The organism is Glaciihabitans sp. dw_435 (assembly GCF_018449675.1).
GTDB lineage: Bacteria > Actinomycetota > Actinomycetes > Actinomycetales > Microbacteriaceae > Glaciihabitans.
Window position 1 is genome coordinate 210195 of record NZ_JAAVUZ010000003.1, and the last position, 17930, is coordinate 228124.

A 17930-nucleotide genomic window follows, 5' to 3' on the forward strand; every position below is an offset into this window, starting at 1 on the left:
CAGCCCGGACGGTGCCCGACGCACGTCCAATGTCGGTGGCTTCCGTAGACTGTTAAGAGTGTCGATTTCTCCCGTAACTGGCTCCTCGAAGCTCAGCGTCCAGGGCGCCCGCGTCCATAACCTCAAGAACATCGACCTCGAAATTCCACGCGACTCGCTTGTGGTGTTTACGGGGTTGTCAGGATCGGGCAAGTCGTCGCTCGCATTCGACACGATCTTCGCCGAAGGCCAGCGTCGCTATGTCGAGTCACTCTCCGCCTACGCGCGCCAGTTTCTCGGTCAGGTCGACCGCCCCGACGTCGACTTCATCGAGGGACTGAGCCCCGCCGTCTCGATCGACCAGAAGTCCACGAACCGCAACCCGCGGTCCACTGTCGGCACGATCACCGAGATTTACGACTACATGCGCCTGCTCTGGGCACGCATCGGCATCCCGCACTGCGCGATCTGCGGCGAGAAGATCGAGCGTCAGACAGTCCAGCAGATCGCCGACCAGCTGATGACGCTGGAGACGGGCGTTCGCTACCAGATCGTCAGCCCCGTGATCTCGCAGAAGAAGGGCGAGTTCGTCGACCTCTTCCGGGAGCTTGCCGCCGGCGGCTACTCCCGTGCCATCGTCGATGGCGAGCAGATCCAGCTGAGCGATCCACCCACGCTCAAGAAGCAGGTCAAACACGACATCTCCGTCGTCGTCGACCGCCTGGTCGCCGCCGATGACATCCTTACCCGCCTGACCGACTCGCTCGAGACTGCTCTCCGCCTCACCGACGGTCTGGTGTCGGTCAACTATGTCGACGAGACCGGACCCGCCGCCTGGCGCACCTTCTCCGAGAAGCTGTCGTGCCCGAATGGGCACCCGGTGCAGCTCACGGAGATCGAGCCGCGCACGTTCTCGTTCAACGCGCCCTTTGGCGCGTGCCCCGAGTGCTCCGGCCTCGGAACGCGGATGTCTGTCGATGCCGACCTCCTCATCGCCGATCCCTCCGTCAGCCTCGCGGATGGCGTGATCCTGCCGTGGACGAACTCGGGCAAGGGCCTCTTCAACTACTTCGAGAAGCTGCTGCTTGGCCTCTCACAAGACATGAACTTCTCCCTCGACACCCCGTGGGGCGAGCTGTCCGACGAGGTACAGAACGCGGTGCTGCAGGGAAATAACTTCGAGGTCACGGTCAAGTGGAAGAACCGCTACGGCCGCGAGATGAAGTACTCGACCGGATTCGAGGGCGTGATGCCCTACATCGAGCGCAAGTTCCTCGAGGCCGAGACCGACGTCCAGCGCCAGCGTTTCTCCAGCTACCTGCGCGAGGTGAACTGTCCGGTCTGCGACGGCAAGCGCCTGAAGCCCGAGGTACTCGCCGTGACCGTCAACGGCAACAGCATCTCCGACATCTGCGAGCTCAGCCTCGTGAACTCGCACGTCTTCATGGACTCGCTCGAGCTAACCCCGCGCGAGGCGAAGATCGCCGCCCAGGTGCTGCGCGAGATCCGCCTGCGCCTCGAGTTCCTCATCGAGGTGGGCCTCAGCTATCTCGACCTGTCCCGCGCCGCCGCCACCCTCAGCGGCGGAGAGGCGCAGCGCATCCGCCTGGCAACGCAGATCGGCTCCGGACTCACCGGCGTGCTGTACGTTCTCGACGAACCCAGCATCGGCCTGCACCAGCGGGACAACCGTCGTCTCATTGAGACGCTGGTGAAGCTCAAGAACCTCGGCAACACGCTCATCGTCGTCGAGCACGACGAAGACACCATCCGTACGGCGGACTGGGTCGTCGACATCGGACCGGGCGCAGGAGAGCACGGCGGAGAGGTCGTGCATTCCGGGTCGTACGAAGATCTCCTTGCCAATGAGGAGTCGCTCACGGGCGACTACCTGTCGGGTCGCAAGGCCATCGCCGTTCCGAAGACCCGCCGTCCCGTCGACGACAACCGCAAGGTGACGGTGGTCGGCGCCAAGGCGAACAACCTCCAGAACGTCACCGTCGACTTCCCGCTGGGCGTCTTCACCGCGGTTACCGGAGTCAGCGGGTCCGGTAAGTCATCGCTCGTCAACGACATCCTGTACCGGGTACTCGCGAACGAGCTCAATGGTGCTCGCCAGATTCCCGGCAAGCACACCCGCGTCACCGGTCTCGACAACCTCGACAAGGTCGTGCACGTCGACCAGAACCCCATCGGACGCACGCCTCGCTCCAACCCGGCGACCTACACCGGTGTATTCGACCGTATCCGCACGCTGTTCTCCGACACCGCCGAGGCGAAGGCCCGGGGCTACCTTCCCGGACGATTCAGCTTCAACGTCAAGGGCGGCCGCTGCGAGAACTGCTCCGGTGACGGCACGATCAAGATCGAGATGAACTTCCTTCCCGACGTGTACGTGGCGTGCGAGGTGTGTGGGGGAGCTCGCTACAACCGCGAGACGCTCTCCGTGCACTACAAGGGCAAGAACATCGCCGAAGTGCTCGACATGCCGATCAGCGAAGCCGCCGACTTCTTCGAGGCCATCACCGCCATCCACCGCTTCCTCAAGACCCTCGTCGAGGTGGGCCTCGGCTACGTGCGTCTCGGACAGAGCGCGACGACCCTCTCCGGCGGCGAGGCGCAGCGCGTCAAGCTCGCCACCGAGTTGCAGAAGCGTTCCATGGGTCGCAGCATCTATGTTCTCGACGAGCCGACCACGGGTCTGCACTTCGAGGACGTCCGCAAGCTCCTGCTGGTGCTCAACGGCCTGGTCGACAAGGGCAACACCGTGGTCGTCATCGAACACAATCTCGACGTGATCAAGAGCGCCGACTGGCTCATCGACATCGGGCCCGAGGGCGGTGCCGGGGGCGGCCAGGTGCTGGTTACCGGCACACCCGAGAAGGTCGCGCGCTCCAAGAAGAGCCACACGGCGGGATTCCTCAAGGAAATCCTCGCGGCGGGCTAGAGATGGGTATGTCCGAAACGGTCAGCTACCGACCCAAAGCGGGGGAGATCCCTACCTCGGCAGGCGTCTATCGATTTCGGGATGCCACGGGCCGGGTGCTGTACGTGGGCAAGGCCAAAAACCTCCGCTCACGGCTGAGTAACTACTTCCAGCCCCTGCGGAGCCTGCACGAGCGCACCCGCCGCATGGTCACCTCGGCGTCCTCCGTCGAGTGGACAGTCGTTGGCACGGAGTTCGAAGCCCTTCAGCTGGAATTTACCTGGATCAAAGAGTTCAATCCGCCCTTCAACGTGCAGTTCCGGGACGACAAGTCGTACCCGTACCTGGCCATCACGCTGCAGGAGGATGTGCCCCGCGTTCTGGTGACCCGCAACAGGTCGATGAAGGGCGCGCGATACTTCGGTCCGTACACAAAGGTCTGGGCGATCCGCGACACCGTCGACGTGATGCTCAAGGCCTTCCCCATGCGCAGCTGCTCCGACTCCACCTACAAGCGTGCGGCCCAGACAGGGCGACCGTGCCTGCTCGGGGACATCGGCAAGTGCGCGGCACCGTGTGTGGGGCGGGTGACGAAGGAGGAACACAAGTCGATCGCGCTCGACTTCGCCTCGTTCATGGCCGGCAACGACACCAGTTACACCGCGGCCATCACGAAGAAAATGCAGGCCGCGGCGGCCGACTTCGACTACGAGTCCGCCGCGCGGTACAGGGACCAGCTCGGTGCCATGCAGACGGCCCTCTCCAAGAGCGCGATCGTGCTGGCAGATGACATCGACGCCGACATCTTCGGCATCGCCCACGACGAGCTCGCCGCCGCCGTCCAGCAGTTCATCGTCCGCGGCGGACGTATCCGCGGTGTGCGCAGCTGGGTGGTAGACAAAGAACTGGATGTCCCGCTGGGCGAGCTCGTCGAAATCGTCCTGCAAAACGCCTACGAGGACGACATGCAGCCCCCGCGCGAAATCATCGTGCCGGAGCTGCCGGAGGACTCCGCGGAGCTCGAGGAACTGCTGACGTCCATACGCAGTGGTCGCGGCCGCACCTCCGGCATCACCAATGGCGCCGCGGTCCTCACCGCCGCGGACGCGGACGACGATACCGCCGTGACCGACGACGACACCGGCCGCGTCGCGGAGCAGACCAATAACGCGCAGGGCAACGTCGACCGGCGTGGAAACTTCGTGCGCGGCACCGACATCCGCGGTGTCGACATCGACGGAACTGGTACGCGGGCGGGTGGACGGGTGACGCTGCGCGTCGCTCAGCGGGGCGATAAAGCCGCGCTGGCCCAGACTGTCGCCACCAACGCAAAGAACGCCCTGATGCTCTACAAGACCCGCCGCAGTGGTGACTTCGTCGCCCGGTCGCAGGCGCTTGCCGACATCCAGGAGGCGTTGGGCATGTCGGACGCGCCCCTGCGCATGGAGTGTTACGACGCGTCCCATCTCGGTGGCACCAACGTCGTCTCGTCGATGGTGGTGTTCGAGGACGGGCTGCCCCGCAAAGACCAGTACCGGCGGTTCAGCATTCCCGAGACCACCGACGACACCGACTCCATTTACCAGACTCTCAGCAGGCGTCTGGCGCATCTGGAGAGCGACTCGGCGCGAGCGAACGTTCGGGATGCCGCGGAGCTGGCGTTACAGGAAGGCGAGGTTGGCGGCACAGAAGCACCCAAGAACCGCTTCGCGTACCGACCCAACCTGCTCATCATCGACGGTGGGCAGCCCCAGGTTGCCGCGGCGCAGCGAGCCCTCGACGACGCCGGAGTCACCGGGATCGCCCTGTGCGGCATCGCCAAGCGTCTCGAAGAAATCTGGCTGCCGAACTCCGATTACCCCGTGATCCTCCCACGCAACAGCGATGCGCTGTTCCTGTTCCAGCGGATCCGAGACGAGGCCCACCGCTTCGCGATCACGTATCAGCGGCAGCGGCGCTCCAGCGAGATCACCTCGTCACTCTCGGAGATTCCCGGGCTGGGGGATTCCCGGGTCAAGGCACTGCTCAAGCATTTTGGATCGGTCACGAAGCTGCGTGCGGCAGATGCCGCGGCCATCGCCGAGGTGAAGGGCATCGGGTCGACGCTGGCGACGCAGATTTACCAGAGCCTGCGCGGGTGATCTCGGCCGCCGAAGCCGTCGGGAGCGACTGGCTAAACTGGGGTCATCTCCATCGCGACGATCGAAGGCCTGAGGCGTTATGACCGCGGAAACCGAACGGCAGGAACTGCTGATCGTCACGGGCATGTCCGGCGCAGGCCGATCGACCGTCGGCAACGCGCTGGAAGACCTGGGCTGGTACGTGGTGCACAACCTGCCACCGCAGATGCTTCGTCCCCTCGTGGACCTGGCCAAGCACGCCGGCACGTCCCTGCCGAAGGTCGCCGCCATCGTGGACGTCCGCGGGGGCAAGCTCTTCGCCGCGGTGCAGCAGGAGGTGCAGTGGCTGCGGGAAAACGCCAACGTACGGGTGCTGTTCCTCGAAGCCACCGACGCGGCCCTCGTTCGCCGATTTGAGCAGGTTCGTCGTCCCCACCCGCTGCAGGGTAACGGCACCCTCCTCGATGGCATTGCGACGGAGCGAACCCGCATGCAGGAGTTGCGCGCCGGCAGCGACATCGTGATGGACACGTCCGAGCTCAACATCCATCAATTGGCAACCAGCGTTGCGGAAAAATTCTCTGAGGAAGACACTCCCGGCGTTCGCGTCATGCTGCTGAGCTTCGGATTCAAGTACGGACTGCCCGCGGACGCCGACTCCGTCGCCGATATGCGGTTCCTGCCGAATCCGTTCTGGCGTCCGGATCTGAAGGCCCACACCGGGCTCGACCCGGACGTTTCCCAGTACGTTTTGGGAGCCCCGGGTGCCACGGAATTCCTCGAAAACTATGCCCGGGCGCTGGCCCCCGTGCTCGCCGGCTATCAGCGTGAGAACAAGAGACACGCTACGATCGCCATTGGATGTACGGGCGGCAAGCACCGCTCCGTGGCGGTGGCCGAACAACTGGCAACGCTCATTCGAGGGCTTCCCGGTGTCGCTGTGAGCGTCAAACACCGTGACTTAGGCCGCGAATAGCCCTTTCCCGCAGCGTCCCATCACATTTTTAGACAAGGAACCAACCTGTGGCACTTACCGCTGACGTCAAGGACGAACTCACCAAGGTTGAGGTGAGCAAGACCACCGTTCGGGCAGCCGAAGTGGCAACCATCCTTCGCTTCGCCGGCGGGCTTCACCTGATCTCCAACCGCATCGCCATTGAGGCGGAACTCGACACGGCCCTTCTGGGTCGCCGGGTGCGGAAGGACCTCGCGGAGTTGTACGGCGTGCGTAGTGAGATCTCCGTGGTTGCGGCATCGGGCACCCGCCGCACGAACCACTACATGGTTCGTGTCCTGGAAGGCGGCGAGACCCTCGCGCGCCAGACCGGACTGCTCGACGCTCGTCGTCGCCCTATCCGTGGTCTCCCGAACAAGCTCACCACCGGCTCCCGCGACGAGCTCGCCGCGGTGTGGCGGGGCGCGTTTCTCGCCTCTGGCACCCTGACGGATCCAGGCCGCTCCGCCGCGCTGGAGATTATCTGCCCCGGCAACGAGGCAGCCATGGCCCTCGTTGGAGCCGCGGGTCGGCTCAAGGTCTCTGCCAAGGCCCGTGAGGTTCGCGGTGTCCACCGCGTCGTTATCCGTGACGGCGAAGCCATCGGCGCGATGCTCGTCACGATGGGCGCCGTCAACAGCGTCGTCGCCTGGGAAGAGATGCGCCAGCGCCGGGAGGTTCGGGCCACCGCCAACCGCCTCGTGAACTTCGACGATGCCAACCTCCGTCGTTCCGCCCAGGCGGCAGTGGCCGCCTGCTCCCGCGTTGAACGTGCCCTCGAGATTCTCGATGGCCAGATTCCCGAGCACCTGCGATACGCCGGTGAACTGCGCCTCCGGTTCCGTGACTCAAGCCTCGACGAACTCGGCCACCACGCGGACCCTCCCATGACCAAGGACGCCGTTGCCGGGCGCATCCGCCGGCTGCTGGCCATGGCCGACAAGCGGGCCACCGATCTGGGCATCCCCGGCACCGACGCCAACCTCCCGCCAGATATGGACGACCTGTAAATCGGCGCTGGCTGGGAAGCTTCTGGAAGCCGACCGTGTTCTCATGATTAGACTGGAAAAGTTCGCCCGAGGCACCACTGTGAGTGCCCCGGGACCTATTCGCTAGGAGAAATATTGATGGCTGAGTACACCCTTCCCGACCTCCCGTACGACTACGCCGCGCTCGAGCCGCACATCAGTGCGCGCATCATGGAGCTGCACCACGACAAGCACCACGCCGTCTATGTCGCGGGAGCCAACACCGCCCTCGCCAAGCTCGCCGAGGTACGCGAGTCCGGTGATTTCACCAGCGTCCCGAAGCTCGAGAAGGACCTCGCGTTCCACCTCGGCGGACACATCAACCACTCCATCTTCTGGACCAACCTGTCTCCGGACGGTGGCGACAAGCCGACCGGCGAGCTCGCCTCGGCCATCGATGACTTCTTCGGCTCCTACGACAAGTTCGTTGGACACTTCTCCGCCGCGGCCACGAGCCTTCAGGGCTCCGGATGGGCGGTCCTCTCCTGGGACGCCATCGGCAAGCAGCTCATTGTTCAGCAGATGTTCGATCAGCAGGGCAACACCGCCCTCGGCACCATCCCGATCCTGCAGCTGGACATGTGGGAGCACGCTTTCTACCTCGACTACGTCAACCTGAAGGCCGACTACGTCAAGGCATTCTGGAACATCGTTAACTGGGAGAACGTTGCGGCTCGCTTCGCAGCAGCCCGCGATAACTCCAGCAGCCTGCTGCTACTGTCATAGCGAATTTGTGGCCGGGATCTCGATCCCGGCCACACACGCATCACCCGCACGTTTGCTTCACAAAATCCACCACTAGTTGTGCGTCGTGTGACGCCTGATCACCTGGAGTTCCATTGAGCGTCAAGATCGGTATTAACGGCTTCGGCCGTATCGGCCGTAACTTCTTCCGAGCGGCTCTTGCCAAGGGGAGTGAGCTCGAGATCGTCGCGGTCAACGACCTCACCGACCCGAAGGCTCTCGCCCACCTCCTGAAGTACGACACCGTCAGCGGTCGTCTGAACGCAACCGTTGAGGTTGACGGAGACACCATCATCGTCAACGGCAAGCCGATCAAGGTTCTCGCCGAGCGCGACCCCGCGCTGCTGCCCTGGGGCGAGCTGGGCGTCGATGTAGTCATCGAGTCGACCGGCCGTTTCACGAAGTCCGCCGATGCGCGCAAGCACATCGAAGCCGGCGCCAAGAAGGTCATCGTTTCCGCGCCCGCGACCGGCGACGACGTTGCCACGCTCGTGCTCGGCGTCAACGAGGGAACCTACGACGCGTCGATCCACGACATCATCTCGAACGCCTCCTGCACCACGAACTGCCTGGCCCCGCTCGCCAAGGTGTTCATGGACAACTTCGGCATCGAGCGTGGTCTGATGACCACGATTCACGCCTACACCGCCGACCAGAACCTGCAGGACGGCCCGCACAGCGACCTCCGCCGCGCACGCGCTGCCGCCGCCAACATCATCCCGACGTCGACGGGCGCCGCCAAGGCTCTCGGCCTCGTCATCCCCGAGCTGGTCGGCAAGCTCGACGGCTACGCCCTTCGCGTTCCCGTCATCACCGGCTCCATCACGGACCTGACGATCGAGACTTCGCGTCCCGTCACCGTTGCCGAGGTCAACGAGGCATACAAGAACGCGGCGGAGGGCCCCCTCAAGGGCATCCTCAGCTACACCGAGGACCCGATCGTCTCCAGCGACATCCAGGGCGACCCGCACTCCTCGATCTTCGATGCCGGCCTCACGAAGGTCATCGGCAACCAGGTCAAGGTCGCGTCGTGGTACGACAACGAGTGGGGCTACTCCAACCGTCTCGTTGACATCACCGAGTACGTCGCCGACCGCCTCTAGCATCACCGCATAACCCAAAGGAACTGACCGTGTCGCTTCGCACCATTGACAGCCTCGGCGAACTGAGCGGCAAGAAGGTACTCGTTCGCTGTGATCTGAACGTCCCGTTGAAAGACGGCGAGATCACGGACGACGGGCGCATTCGTGCCTCGCTACCCACGCTGAACGCACTCATCAATGCCGGCGCCCGCGTCGTCGTGATCTCCCACCTCGGGCGACCCGACGGCGCACCGGAAGCCAAGTACAGCCTCGCGCCCGTGGCCCAGCGCCTCAGCGAGCTTCTTGGCAAGCCGGTGGCATTCGCCAGCGACACGGTCGGTTCCGCCGCGGAAGACGCCGTCTCCTCCCTCGAGGATGGCGACGTCGCTCTGCTGGAAAACCTCCGCTTCAACCCGGGGGAGACGAGCAAGGACTCCAAGGAGCGCGCAGACTTCGCGTTCCAGCTCTCCAAGCTCGTTGACTCATTCGTTTCGGACGGCTTCGGAGTCGTCCACCGCAAGCAGGCGAGCGTCTACGAGATCGCCGGAATCATCCCCAGCGCCGCCGGATTGCTCATCCAGGCCGAGCTGGAAGTTCTGGAACGGCTCACGAACACGCCGGAGCAGCCGTACACGGTGGTTCTGGGCGGTTCCAAGGTCTCCGACAAGCTCGCGGTCATCGGCGCTTTGCTTCCCAAGGTAAACACCCTCCTCATCGGCGGTGGAATGCTCTTCACCTTCCTCGCGGCCCAGGGCTACAAGGTCGGCGCGAGCCTGCTTGAGGTTGACCAGATCGACAACGTGAAGGGCTACCTCGCCGAGGCGGAGAAGCTGGGCGTCGAGATCGTCCTGCCCACCGACATCGTTGTGGCATCCAAGTTCGGTGCCGATGCCGAGTACGTCACCACGCCGGCCGACGCAATCGAGGACACCGCCTTCGGCGCCTCGGGTCTCGGCCTCGACATCGGGCCGGACACATCCGCCCGATTCGCCGAGGTCATCTCTGCGTCGAAGACCGTCTTCTGGAACGGCCCGATGGGCGTGTTCGAGTTGGCTCCCTTCGCCGCAGGCACCAAGGCCGTGGCATCCGCTCTCACCACCATCGATGGTCTCGGTGTCGTCGGCGGCGGAGATTCGGCCGCCGCGGTGCGTGCTCTTGGCTTCACCGACGACCAGTTCGGTCACATCTCAACGGGTGGAGGTGCCAGCCTCGAGTTCCTGGAGGGCAAGCACCTTCCCGGCCTGGAGGTTCTCGGATGGCAAGCGTAGGCAGCTCCCGCGTCCCGCTGATCGCGGGCAACTGGAAGATGAACCTGGATCACCTCCAGGCCATCGCCTTCGTCCAGAAGCTCGCCTGGAGCCTTAAAGACGCACGCCACGACTTCGCGAAGACCGAGGTCGCCGTATTCCCGCCGTTTACCGACCTTCGCTCGGTGCAGACCCTGATCTCCGCCGACAAGCTTCACCTGCGGTTCGGAGCTCAGGATGTCTCTGCACACGAGTCAGGTGCGTACACCGGTGAGATTTCTGCGGCCTTCCTCAAGACGCTCGACACTCCCTACGTGATCATCGGACACTCGGAGCGCCGCACCCTGCACTCCGAGTCCGACGAGGAAGTCGCCGCAAAGGTCGCTTCCGCCGTCAAGCACGGCATCGTCCCGGTGATTTGTGTGGGCGAGACGGCCGAGGATCTCGAGCTGCACGGCCCGAGCGCCATCCCGGTCGCGCAACTGCGCGCCGCATTGTCGCAGGCAAAATTCGAACGCGAACCCGGACTGACCGACATCGTCGTGGCGTACGAGCCCGTGTGGGCGATTGGATCCGGCCAGGCGGCGACTCCCGAGCAGGCAGAACAGGTAGCCGCGCAGTTGCGGGCCACGCTGACCGAGATTCTCGGTTCCGACGTTGCCGACGCGACGCGTATTCTGTATGGAGGATCCGTCAAGTCATCGAACATCGCGGGATTCATGCGCATGCCGAACGTCGACGGCGCACTTGTCGGAGGCGCGAGTCTCGACATCCCCGAGTTCGCGAGCATCGCGCAGTTCCTGAAGCACGTCGGCACGTAGTCGGCGCGCAGCTATACTACTTAGCGGTTCACAACCGTTCGAAAGGTAACCCGTGGAATTTCTCCAGGTTGTATTGCAGGTCATTCTTGGCCTCACATCGCTCCTGCTGACGCTGCTCATCCTGTTGCACCGCGGTCGCGGCGGAGGCCTCTCCGACATGTTCGGTGGCGGTGTCACGTCCAACCTGGGTGCCTCTGGAGTTGCAGAGCGAAACCTCAACCGCATCACCGTCATTCTCGGCGTTGTGTGGATCAGCAGCATTGTCGTTCTTGGTCTGATTACCAAGTTCGACACCGGCATCTAGTCTCTCGAAAAGAGGAATCATGGCTTCTGGCGGAAGTGCAATTCGGGGTTCGCGCGTTGGCGCAGGCCCCATGGGCGAGCAGGATCGTGGATACCACGCCGATCGCATTCAGGTCTCCTACTGGGACGAGCTCGGCAACGAGACCGTCCGATACTTCGCGGCGAGCCTGCCCGAAGAAGAGATCCCCGACATCATCGATTCGCCCCCCACGGGTCTCCCGGCCGGGCGCGATAAGAACAACCCACCGTCGGTGGCCAAGCTTGAGCCGTACAAGACTCACCTTGCCTACGTGAAGGAACGCCGCACCGAGGCCGAAGCGGCGGAGCTGCTCGACGAGGCGTTGCAGCAGCTGCGTGCCCGTCGCGGACGCGTCACCACCTAACCAACCGGTTACTGCCGGACGCACGAAGGCCGGACTGCCCACGCACGTGGGCAGTCCGGCCTTTGCCGTTGCGCCGAGCCGAGCCGTCACGACCGTCCCGCGGTGCGCCCGGTCTGCATCGCACGAGGCACAAACGAACAAGGCCCGCTCTCCGTGACGGAGAGCGGGCCTGTGTAATCGGCAGGTCGAGTGCCGCGGTGCGATTGGTTAGGCGTCCTCGCCGGTCCAGAACAGGCCCGGCGTCGTCAGGTTCTCGGGAACCTCCGCGGCCGCCTCGTTGTCAACGAAGAACAGCGTCCGTCGACGTCCCTCGACGCCCGCTGCGGGCACCTCGATGCTGCTCGCGCCCGCAAGGGTCAATCCCAGCGCGCCGGCCTTGTCGGGGCCAGCAAGCACGAGCCAGACCCGCTGCGACGAGTTGATCACCGGAAGGGTGAGGCTCAGTCGCTCCGGGGGAGGCTTCGGGGCGTTGCGAACGGAGATGACGTTGAGGTCCTTCTCACGGATTCCCCCGCGCTCCGGGAACAGCGACGCGATGTGACCATCGGGACCTACTCCGAGAAACGTGATGTCGAAGTGGGGCAACCCGTCGTGGCCTTCGGGAGCGTTGTCGCTGAGTTCTGCGGCATACAGCGACGCCGCGTCATCCAGCTCAACGCCCTTGTCTGACGACAGGAACGGGTGAACGCGCGACTCATCGATGTCGATGTGGTCGAGCAGGGCCTCGCGTGCCTGGTGGTCGTTGCGCTCGGCGTCTCCCTCAGGAAGCCACCGCTCGTCGCCCCACCAGAAGTTGACCCGCTTCCAGTCGACACTGTCACGCGCCGCCGAATCGTTGATCGCCGCGAGGATGGCAATGCCCATGGTTCCACCCGTGAGCACTACCGTCGCCTCGCCGCGGTCCTCGATAACGTCGATTACCTTCGTGATGAAGCGCGCGGCCACGGACCCGGCAAGGGATGCCTTGTCGGGGTGTACGAGCACTCGTCTTTCGTTCGTCACTGGTTCAGACCTTCTCGTCTTCGACTCTCGCGCCTTAGCGCGACCCGTTCGGCTGCAGTCGTGCAGGCTTGTTCAGCTGTGCAAGACCATTCTGGATCACTTCTCCGAAGAGGGAATCCGGGTCGAGACGACGCAGCTCCTCGGCGAGGCAGTCACGGAGGTTGCGTCGTGGCAGCGAAATGTCGTGCGTGGGCTGGCCGGGCTGGCTGAGCGTCGCGATGTTCGGGATGCTTCGCTCAAGCTCAACAACCCCGGAAGCGCGGTACAGGCGAACACCTTGGATTCCGCTCGAACCGGTGGAGGGGCTCGTGACCTGGAGACGCACCTCAACTTGAAGCTGAAGCTGAAGCCACGCGGCGAGCAGGGCCGTCGAGGGGGAGTCGGCAGCGCCGAGGACCTCGATGTCGGTGATCTGCTCGTACGGCGGCTGGTCCAGAACGGCGGCGAGCTGGGCGCGCCACAGGGTCAGACGAGTCCATGCGAAGTCAGTGTCGCCGGGGGCGTACGTCTCGGACAGGTGGTCGAGGGCTGCGAGCGGGTTCGACGCCGCCGCGGCATCCGTGATCCTGCGCTGCGCAATGCGGCCCAGGGCCGACTGCGACGCACTGTTCGGGGCATCGCCTGGCCACCAGACAACCACGGGAGCATCGGGGAGGAGCAGGCCGGTGACCAGTCCCTCCTTGTCGCTCGCGGTGTCGCCGTAGGCACGGACGATGATGACCTCGCTGGCGCCTGCGTCGCCGCCGACGCGGATCTGCGCGTCGAGACGTGCGTCACTGTGGTCGTCGGGGTTGCCACTCGTGGAGACCACGATGACGCGCATCGGGTGCTCGCGCGAAGCGTCGTTTGCCGCTTCGATGGCCTCTTCTTCTTCACCCAGGCGGGTGGAGATGATGAGCGTCAGGACGCGACCGAGGGCAACAGCGCCGCCCTCTTCGCGAATTCTGACCAGGGCCTTGGTGACCTTGCTTGTGGTGGTATCGGGCAGATCGACGATCATGGTCGCCTCCAGGTTCGGCCGTCGCGGGCCAGTAGTTCATCGGCGGAATCCGGACCCCAGGTACCGGGACGGTACTGGTCCGGCTGGCCCTGGGTAGCCCAGAATTCCTCGATCGGGTCGAGAATCTTCCAGCTCAGTTCTACTTCCTCGTGACGCGGGAAGAGGGGCGGGTCGCCGAGCAGCACGTCCAGGATCAGACGCTCGTATGCTTCGGGACTCGCTTCGGTGAAGGCGTGGCCGTAGCCGAAGTCCATGGTCACGTCGCGAACCTGCATGCCGGCGCCGGGAACCTTGGAGCCGAAGCGCAGGGTCACTCCCTCGTCCGGCTGCACGCGGATGACCAGTGCGTTCTGTCCGAGGACACCCGTCTGGCTTTCGGCGAAGAGGTTCTGGGGCGCGCGCTTGAAGACCACGGCGATTTCGGTTACGCGGCGACCGAGGCGCTTGCCTGCACGCAGGTAGAACGGAACGCCCGCCCACCGGCGGGTACCGATCTCGAGCTTGATCGCGGCGAACGTCTCGGTCAGCGACTGCGGGTTCATTCCGTCCTCGTCGAGGAAGCCGATGACCTTCTCGCCACCCTGCCAACCACCGGAGTACTGACCGCGGGCGGTCGACTTCGAGAGGTCCTTGGGGGAGCGGACGGCGGAAAGAACCTTCTCCTTCTCGGCGCGCAGGTCAGCGGCGTCGAAGGAGACGGGCTCCTCCATGGCCGTCAGAGCAAGCAACTGCAGGAGGTGGTTCTGGATGACGTCGCGCGCGGCGCCGATTCCGTCGTAGTAGCCGGCGCGACCGCCGACACCGATGTCCTCGGCCATGGTGATCTGCACGTGGTCGACGTAGTTGGCGTTCCAGATCGGCTCGTACATCTCGTTGGCGAAGCGCAGCGCCAGGATGTTCTGCACCGTCTCCTTACCGAGGTAGTGGTCGATGCGGAACACGCTGTCGGGCGGGAATACCGACTCGACAACGGCGTTGAGCTCGCGGGCGGTCTTGAGGTCGCTACCGAAGGGCTTCTCGATGACGACCCGTCGCCACTCGCCCTCCTTCTGCTCGGCTAGACCGGAGCGGCGCAGCTGCTCGGTGACGAGCGGGAACGCCTTCGGCGGGATCGACAGGTAGAACGCGTGGTTGCCCATGGTCCCGCGGTGCTCGTCGAGCTCGTCGATGGTCTCCTTCAGACGAGCGAAGGCAGCATCGTCGTCGAACTCGCCCTGGACGAAGCGAATTCCCTGGCTCAGCTGCTTCCAGACATCCTCATCGAAGGGGGTACGGGCGTACTGCTTGACGGCTTCGTACACCACCTTCTCGAAGTCCTGGTCTTCCCAGTCGCGACGGGCGAACCCGACGAGGGAGAAGCCGGGCGGCAGAAGGCCACGGTTGGCCAGGTCGTACACAGCCGGCATCAGCTTCTTGCGTGACAGGTCTCCAGTCACACCGAAGATGATGAGGCTGCTGGGGCCTGCGATTCGGTTCAAACGACGGTCCGAGGGCAACCGCAGTGGGTTGAACTCGGGCGTGATATCCACGGGGGACATACGACTCCTAAGTTAGTTATGCGTGCTAGCGCAGCGCGCCAGCGAGCACGGTGGCGCTCGAGGCGGTTTCAGTCAGGGTGAGGGTAAGAACAGGACGACCGTGCTCAGCAAGTACGCTGGCATCGCCCGCGGCCTGTGACTGAATGAGCTGCCCAAAGGTGAACGGGCTGTCAGGGATCTCCAGGTCGATGGGGGCGGTCGCGGTGATCTGCAGGAACACTCCCACCGCGGGTCCGCCCTTGTGGAATTGACCGGTCGAGTGGAGGAAACGAGGTCCCCATCCAAACGTGACCGGACGACCCGCACGAGCAGCCAGCGTGTTGCGGAGCTCTTCGAGCTCCGGGTACGCGAGTCGGTCGACGTACGCCTGAACCGACAGGTATCCGTCTTCCGGCAGCAACGCCAGCAAAGCGTCGACTGCGCCACGAACGTCCGTGACGCCGGCGACGACGTTTTCGGTACCGCGCACCTCGATGCCACCCTGCACAAAGGCCGGGGCGACGGGCGCGGGACGTGAATCGAGCAACGCGCGCGTTGCGACCTTCGCCGACTCGACGTCTGGCTGGTCGAACGGGTTGATGCCGAGCAGGCGACCGGCGATGGCCGTGGCGTACTCCCACACGAGAAGCTGCGCGCCCAGGGTTCCGGTGATCTCAATCTCGCCCTCGGCAACCACCTTGGTGTCGTGGAAGTCACCAACGAGGCGGACGATCTGCAGGTCGGGAAGGTTCTCGACGAGCTCCGGCGCGTCGGTGCCGAGAACGACGGGCAGCAATCCCTTGCCGATCTTTCCCGTCGACTCCGCGATGAGCTGTTCTGCCCAGTCAGCGAATCCGACGATGTGCGTTCCGTCAGCGACGATTCCGAGCTTGTCCTTCAACGGTCGCGTTCCCGCGATCGCCGCGGCAAGCACGAGTCCGGGGTTTTCGACCGTGTCGAGGGCGAGCTCAAGCGAGACCGACTCGGCCTCGCTCAGCAGTCCGGCGATGTCGACACCGGCGAGGCCGGACGGCACGAGGCCGAACGCGGTTAGCGCCGAATAACGACCGCCCACGTTGGGATCGGCGTTGAACACGCGGTAGCCGTCAGCACGAGCCGAGACGTCCAGCGGCGAACCGGGATCGGTCACGACAACGATGCGCTCGAGCGGGTCGATTCCAATGTCGCGGAAAGCCTTCTCGTACGTGCGCTTCTGGCTCGCCGTCTCGACCGTTCCGCCCGACTTCGACGAGATAACTACAGCAGTAGTAGCAAGCCGGTCGTTGAGCGCGGACAGAACCTGCCCGGGATCGGTCGAGTCCAGGACCGTCAGCTCAACGCCGTAGGTACGGGTGATCACCTCCGGTGCCAGCGAGGAACCGCCCATGCCGCCGAGGACGATGTGGTTGACACCCTCGCTCCGCAGCTTGTCGCGCAGGGCAAGGATGTCCGGAACCAACGGCTCGGAGATGACAACGGATTCGGTCCAGCCCAGACGCTTGTCGGACTCTTCCTCTGCGTCGGGGCCCCACAGACTCGCGTCGAGTCCCGTCAGACGGCTGGCGACAAGGTCGGCAACCAACTGGGGAACAACGCGCTCTACGGCCTCGGCGGCTGCGCCGGATACGGCGATCCTTATTGTCACTTAGCTGCCTCGAGCGCCGCCGTCACTGTGTCAAGGAGTTCGTTCCAGGACACGATGAACTTCTCGACGCCCTCCTTCTCAAGCAACGCGGTGACGTCGTCGTAGGAGATGCCGAGCGCAGCGACGGCATCCAGCACGGCGTTTGCCGCGGCGTAGCTGCCGGTGACCTGGTCACCCTCGATGATTCCGTGGTCGAAGGTCGCCTCGAGGGTCTTCTCCGGCATGGTGTTCACGACGTCGGCAACCGCAAGCTGCGTGACGTAGAGCGTGTCGGGAAGCGTCGGGTCCTTGACGCCGGTCGAAGCCCACAGCGGACGCTGCTTGTTGGCACCAGCGGCGAGAAGTCCGGCCGCACGCTCGGTGGTGTACGCCTGCTCGAAGACCTCGTACGCAAGCTGCGCGTTCGCAACGCCGGCCTTGCTCTTGAGAGCAACGGCCTCGTCGGTGCCGATGGCATCGAGCTGGTTGTTGATCTCGGTGTCGACGCGGGAGACGAAGAACGACGCGACGGAGTGAATCGTCGACAGGTCGTGTCCGGCGGCCTTGGCCTGCTCGAGTCCCGTGAGGTAGGCGTTGATCACTGCACGGTAGCGCTCAAGGCTGAAGATCAGCGTGACGTTGACGCTGATGCCGGCGCCGATCGTCGCGGTGATGGCTTCGAGACCCTCGATCGTGGCCGGGATCTTAATCATGGCGTTCGGTCGGTTGACCTTTGCCCACAGCTCGAGTGCCTGCTGCGACGTGGCGGCAGCGTCGTGGGCAAAGCCGGGCTCGACCTCGATCGAGACGCGGCCGTCGAATCCGCCGGTGGAGTCGTAGATCGGACGGAAGATGTCGCTGGCTGCAGCAACGTCGTCGGTCGTGATCTCGAAGACAGCCTCGGTCACGGTCTTGCCGGCCTTGGCCAGCTCGGCGACCTGTGCGTCATACGCCTCGCCCTTGGCGAGAGCTGCCGCGAAGATCGTCGGGTTGGTGGTGATACCGACGACGTTGCGCTCGGCGATCAGCTTCTGGATTCCGCCAGAGTTGATGCGCTCACGGGAAAGGTCATCGAGCCAGATGCTGACGCCGACCGCGGAAAGTTCGGCGGTGGGGGTGGTTTCGGTGCTCATTGTGTTTCTTCTCTCCTCTGCCGGCGC

General features: G+C 64.4%; 15 protein-coding genes. 10 read left to right on the forward strand and 5 right to left on the reverse strand.

The genetic code is table 11. The features are described 5' to 3' along the window. Positions 1-58: 58 nt before the first annotated feature. From uvrA to HB677_RS05925, 10 genes are all read left to right on the forward strand, one after another. On the forward strand, positions 59-2926 hold the full coding sequence (gene uvrA, locus HB677_RS05880) for an excinuclease ABC subunit UvrA (protein WP_213814745.1): 2868 nt from the start codon (positions 59-61) through the stop codon (positions 2924-2926). Between the two features lie 8 nt (positions 2927-2934). Then, positions 2935-5046 (forward strand): excinuclease ABC subunit UvrC, encoded by a 2112-nt coding sequence (uvrC, locus tag HB677_RS05885; RefSeq protein ID WP_213814746.1) that lies wholly within the window; start codon positions 2935-2937, stop codon positions 5044-5046. A gap of 79 nt (positions 5047-5125) precedes the next feature. Further along, the gene (rapZ, locus tag HB677_RS05890) at positions 5126-6001 is read left to right on the forward strand and encodes an RNase adapter RapZ (protein ID WP_213814747.1); all 876 of its coding nucleotides are present in this window, start codon (positions 5126-5128) and stop codon (positions 5999-6001) included. A 47-nt stretch (positions 6002-6048) separates the two neighbouring features. Continuing rightward, a complete protein-coding gene (gene whiA / locus HB677_RS05895) occupies positions 6049-7029 on the forward strand; it encodes a DNA-binding protein WhiA (RefSeq protein WP_213814748.1) in 981 nt (326 codons plus the stop codon). 117 nt (positions 7030-7146) lie between these two features. Further along, positions 7147-7773 (forward strand): superoxide dismutase, encoded by a 627-nt coding sequence (locus tag HB677_RS05900; RefSeq protein WP_213814749.1) that lies wholly within the window; start codon positions 7147-7149, stop codon positions 7771-7773. A gap of 113 nt (positions 7774-7886) precedes the next feature. After that, on the forward strand, positions 7887-8894 hold the full coding sequence (gene gap / locus HB677_RS05905) for a type I glyceraldehyde-3-phosphate dehydrogenase (protein WP_213814750.1): 1008 nt from the start codon (positions 7887-7889) through the stop codon (positions 8892-8894). Positions 8895-8923: 29 nt separating this feature from the next. Beyond that, positions 8924-10141 (forward strand): phosphoglycerate kinase, encoded by a 1218-nt coding sequence (gene pgk, locus HB677_RS05910; RefSeq protein WP_213814751.1) that lies wholly within the window; start codon positions 8924-8926, stop codon positions 10139-10141. Beyond that, on the forward strand, positions 10129-10941 hold the full coding sequence (gene tpiA / locus HB677_RS05915) for a triose-phosphate isomerase (protein ID WP_213814752.1): 813 nt from the start codon (positions 10129-10131) through the stop codon (positions 10939-10941). The genes pgk and tpiA overlap by 13 nt, the downstream gene beginning before the upstream one ends. A 52-nt stretch (positions 10942-10993) precedes the next feature. After that, positions 10994-11245 (forward strand): preprotein translocase subunit SecG, encoded by a 252-nt coding sequence (secG, locus tag HB677_RS05920; protein ID WP_213814753.1) that lies wholly within the window; start codon positions 10994-10996, stop codon positions 11243-11245. Positions 11246-11264: 19 nt separating this feature from the next. Next, positions 11265-11627 carry an RNA polymerase-binding protein RbpA gene (locus HB677_RS05925; RefSeq protein WP_213814754.1) on the forward strand — a complete coding sequence of 121 codons (363 nt, stop codon included), beginning with the start codon at positions 11265-11267 and terminating at the stop codon, positions 11625-11627. A gap of 207 nt (positions 11628-11834) precedes the next feature. On the opposite strand, the gene pgl is transcribed toward HB677_RS05925, so the two are convergent. Genes pgl through tal form a run of 5 tightly spaced genes read right to left on the reverse strand, consistent with a single transcriptional unit; the run spans position 11835 to position 17903 of the window. Further along, the gene (gene pgl / locus HB677_RS05930) at positions 11835-12629 is read right to left on the reverse strand and encodes a 6-phosphogluconolactonase (protein WP_213814755.1); all 795 of its coding nucleotides are present in this window, start codon (positions 12627-12629) and stop codon (positions 11835-11837) included. A 34-nt stretch (positions 12630-12663) separates the two neighbouring features. Then, the gene (locus HB677_RS05935; RefSeq protein WP_213814756.1) at positions 12664-13629 is read right to left on the reverse strand and encodes a glucose-6-phosphate dehydrogenase assembly protein OpcA; all 966 of its coding nucleotides are present in this window, start codon (positions 13627-13629) and stop codon (positions 12664-12666) included. After that, entirely contained in the window at positions 13626-15167 is a 1542-nt protein-coding gene (gene zwf, locus HB677_RS05940; RefSeq protein WP_213814757.1) for a glucose-6-phosphate dehydrogenase, read from the reverse strand. The genes HB677_RS05935 and zwf overlap by 4 nt, the downstream gene beginning before the upstream one ends. 25 nt (positions 15168-15192) lie before the next feature. Further along, the gene (locus HB677_RS05945; RefSeq protein WP_213814758.1) at positions 15193-16791 is read right to left on the reverse strand and encodes a glucose-6-phosphate isomerase; all 1599 of its coding nucleotides are present in this window, start codon (positions 16789-16791) and stop codon (positions 15193-15195) included. Beyond that, a complete protein-coding gene (gene tal, locus HB677_RS05950; RefSeq protein ID WP_213814759.1) occupies positions 16788-17903 on the reverse strand; it encodes a transaldolase in 1116 nt (371 codons plus the stop codon). The genes HB677_RS05945 and tal overlap by 4 nt, the downstream gene beginning before the upstream one ends. Positions 17904-17930 lie beyond the last annotated feature (27 nt).

What these genes read in the sequence shown, in the direction of transcription:
- uvrC (WP_213814746.1), top strand. Translation starts at nt 2,935, where the DNA reads ATGTCCGAAACGGTCAGCTACCGACCCAAAGCGGGGGAGATCCCTACC.
- rapZ (WP_213814747.1), top strand. Translation starts at nt 5,126, where the DNA reads ATGACCGCGGAAACCGAACGGCAGGAACTGCTGATCGTCACGGGCATG.
- HB677_RS05900 (WP_213814749.1), top strand. Translation starts at nt 7,147, where the DNA reads ATGGCTGAGTACACCCTTCCCGACCTCCCGTACGACTACGCCGCGCTC.
- tpiA (WP_213814752.1), top strand. Translation starts at nt 10,129, where the DNA reads ATGGCAAGCGTAGGCAGCTCCCGCGTCCCGCTGATCGCGGGCAACTGG.
- HB677_RS05925 (WP_213814754.1), top strand. Translation starts at nt 11,265, where the DNA reads ATGGCTTCTGGCGGAAGTGCAATTCGGGGTTCGCGCGTTGGCGCAGGC.
- HB677_RS05935 (WP_213814756.1), bottom strand. Translation starts at nt 13,629, where the DNA reads ATGATCGTCGATCTGCCCGATACCACCACAAGCAAGGTCACCAAGGCC.
- zwf (WP_213814757.1), bottom strand. Translation starts at nt 15,167, where the DNA reads ATGTCCCCCGTGGATATCACGCCCGAGTTCAACCCACTGCGGTTGCCC.
- tal (WP_213814759.1), bottom strand. Translation starts at nt 17,903, where the DNA reads ATGAGCACCGAAACCACCCCCACCGCCGAACTTTCCGCGGTCGGCGTC.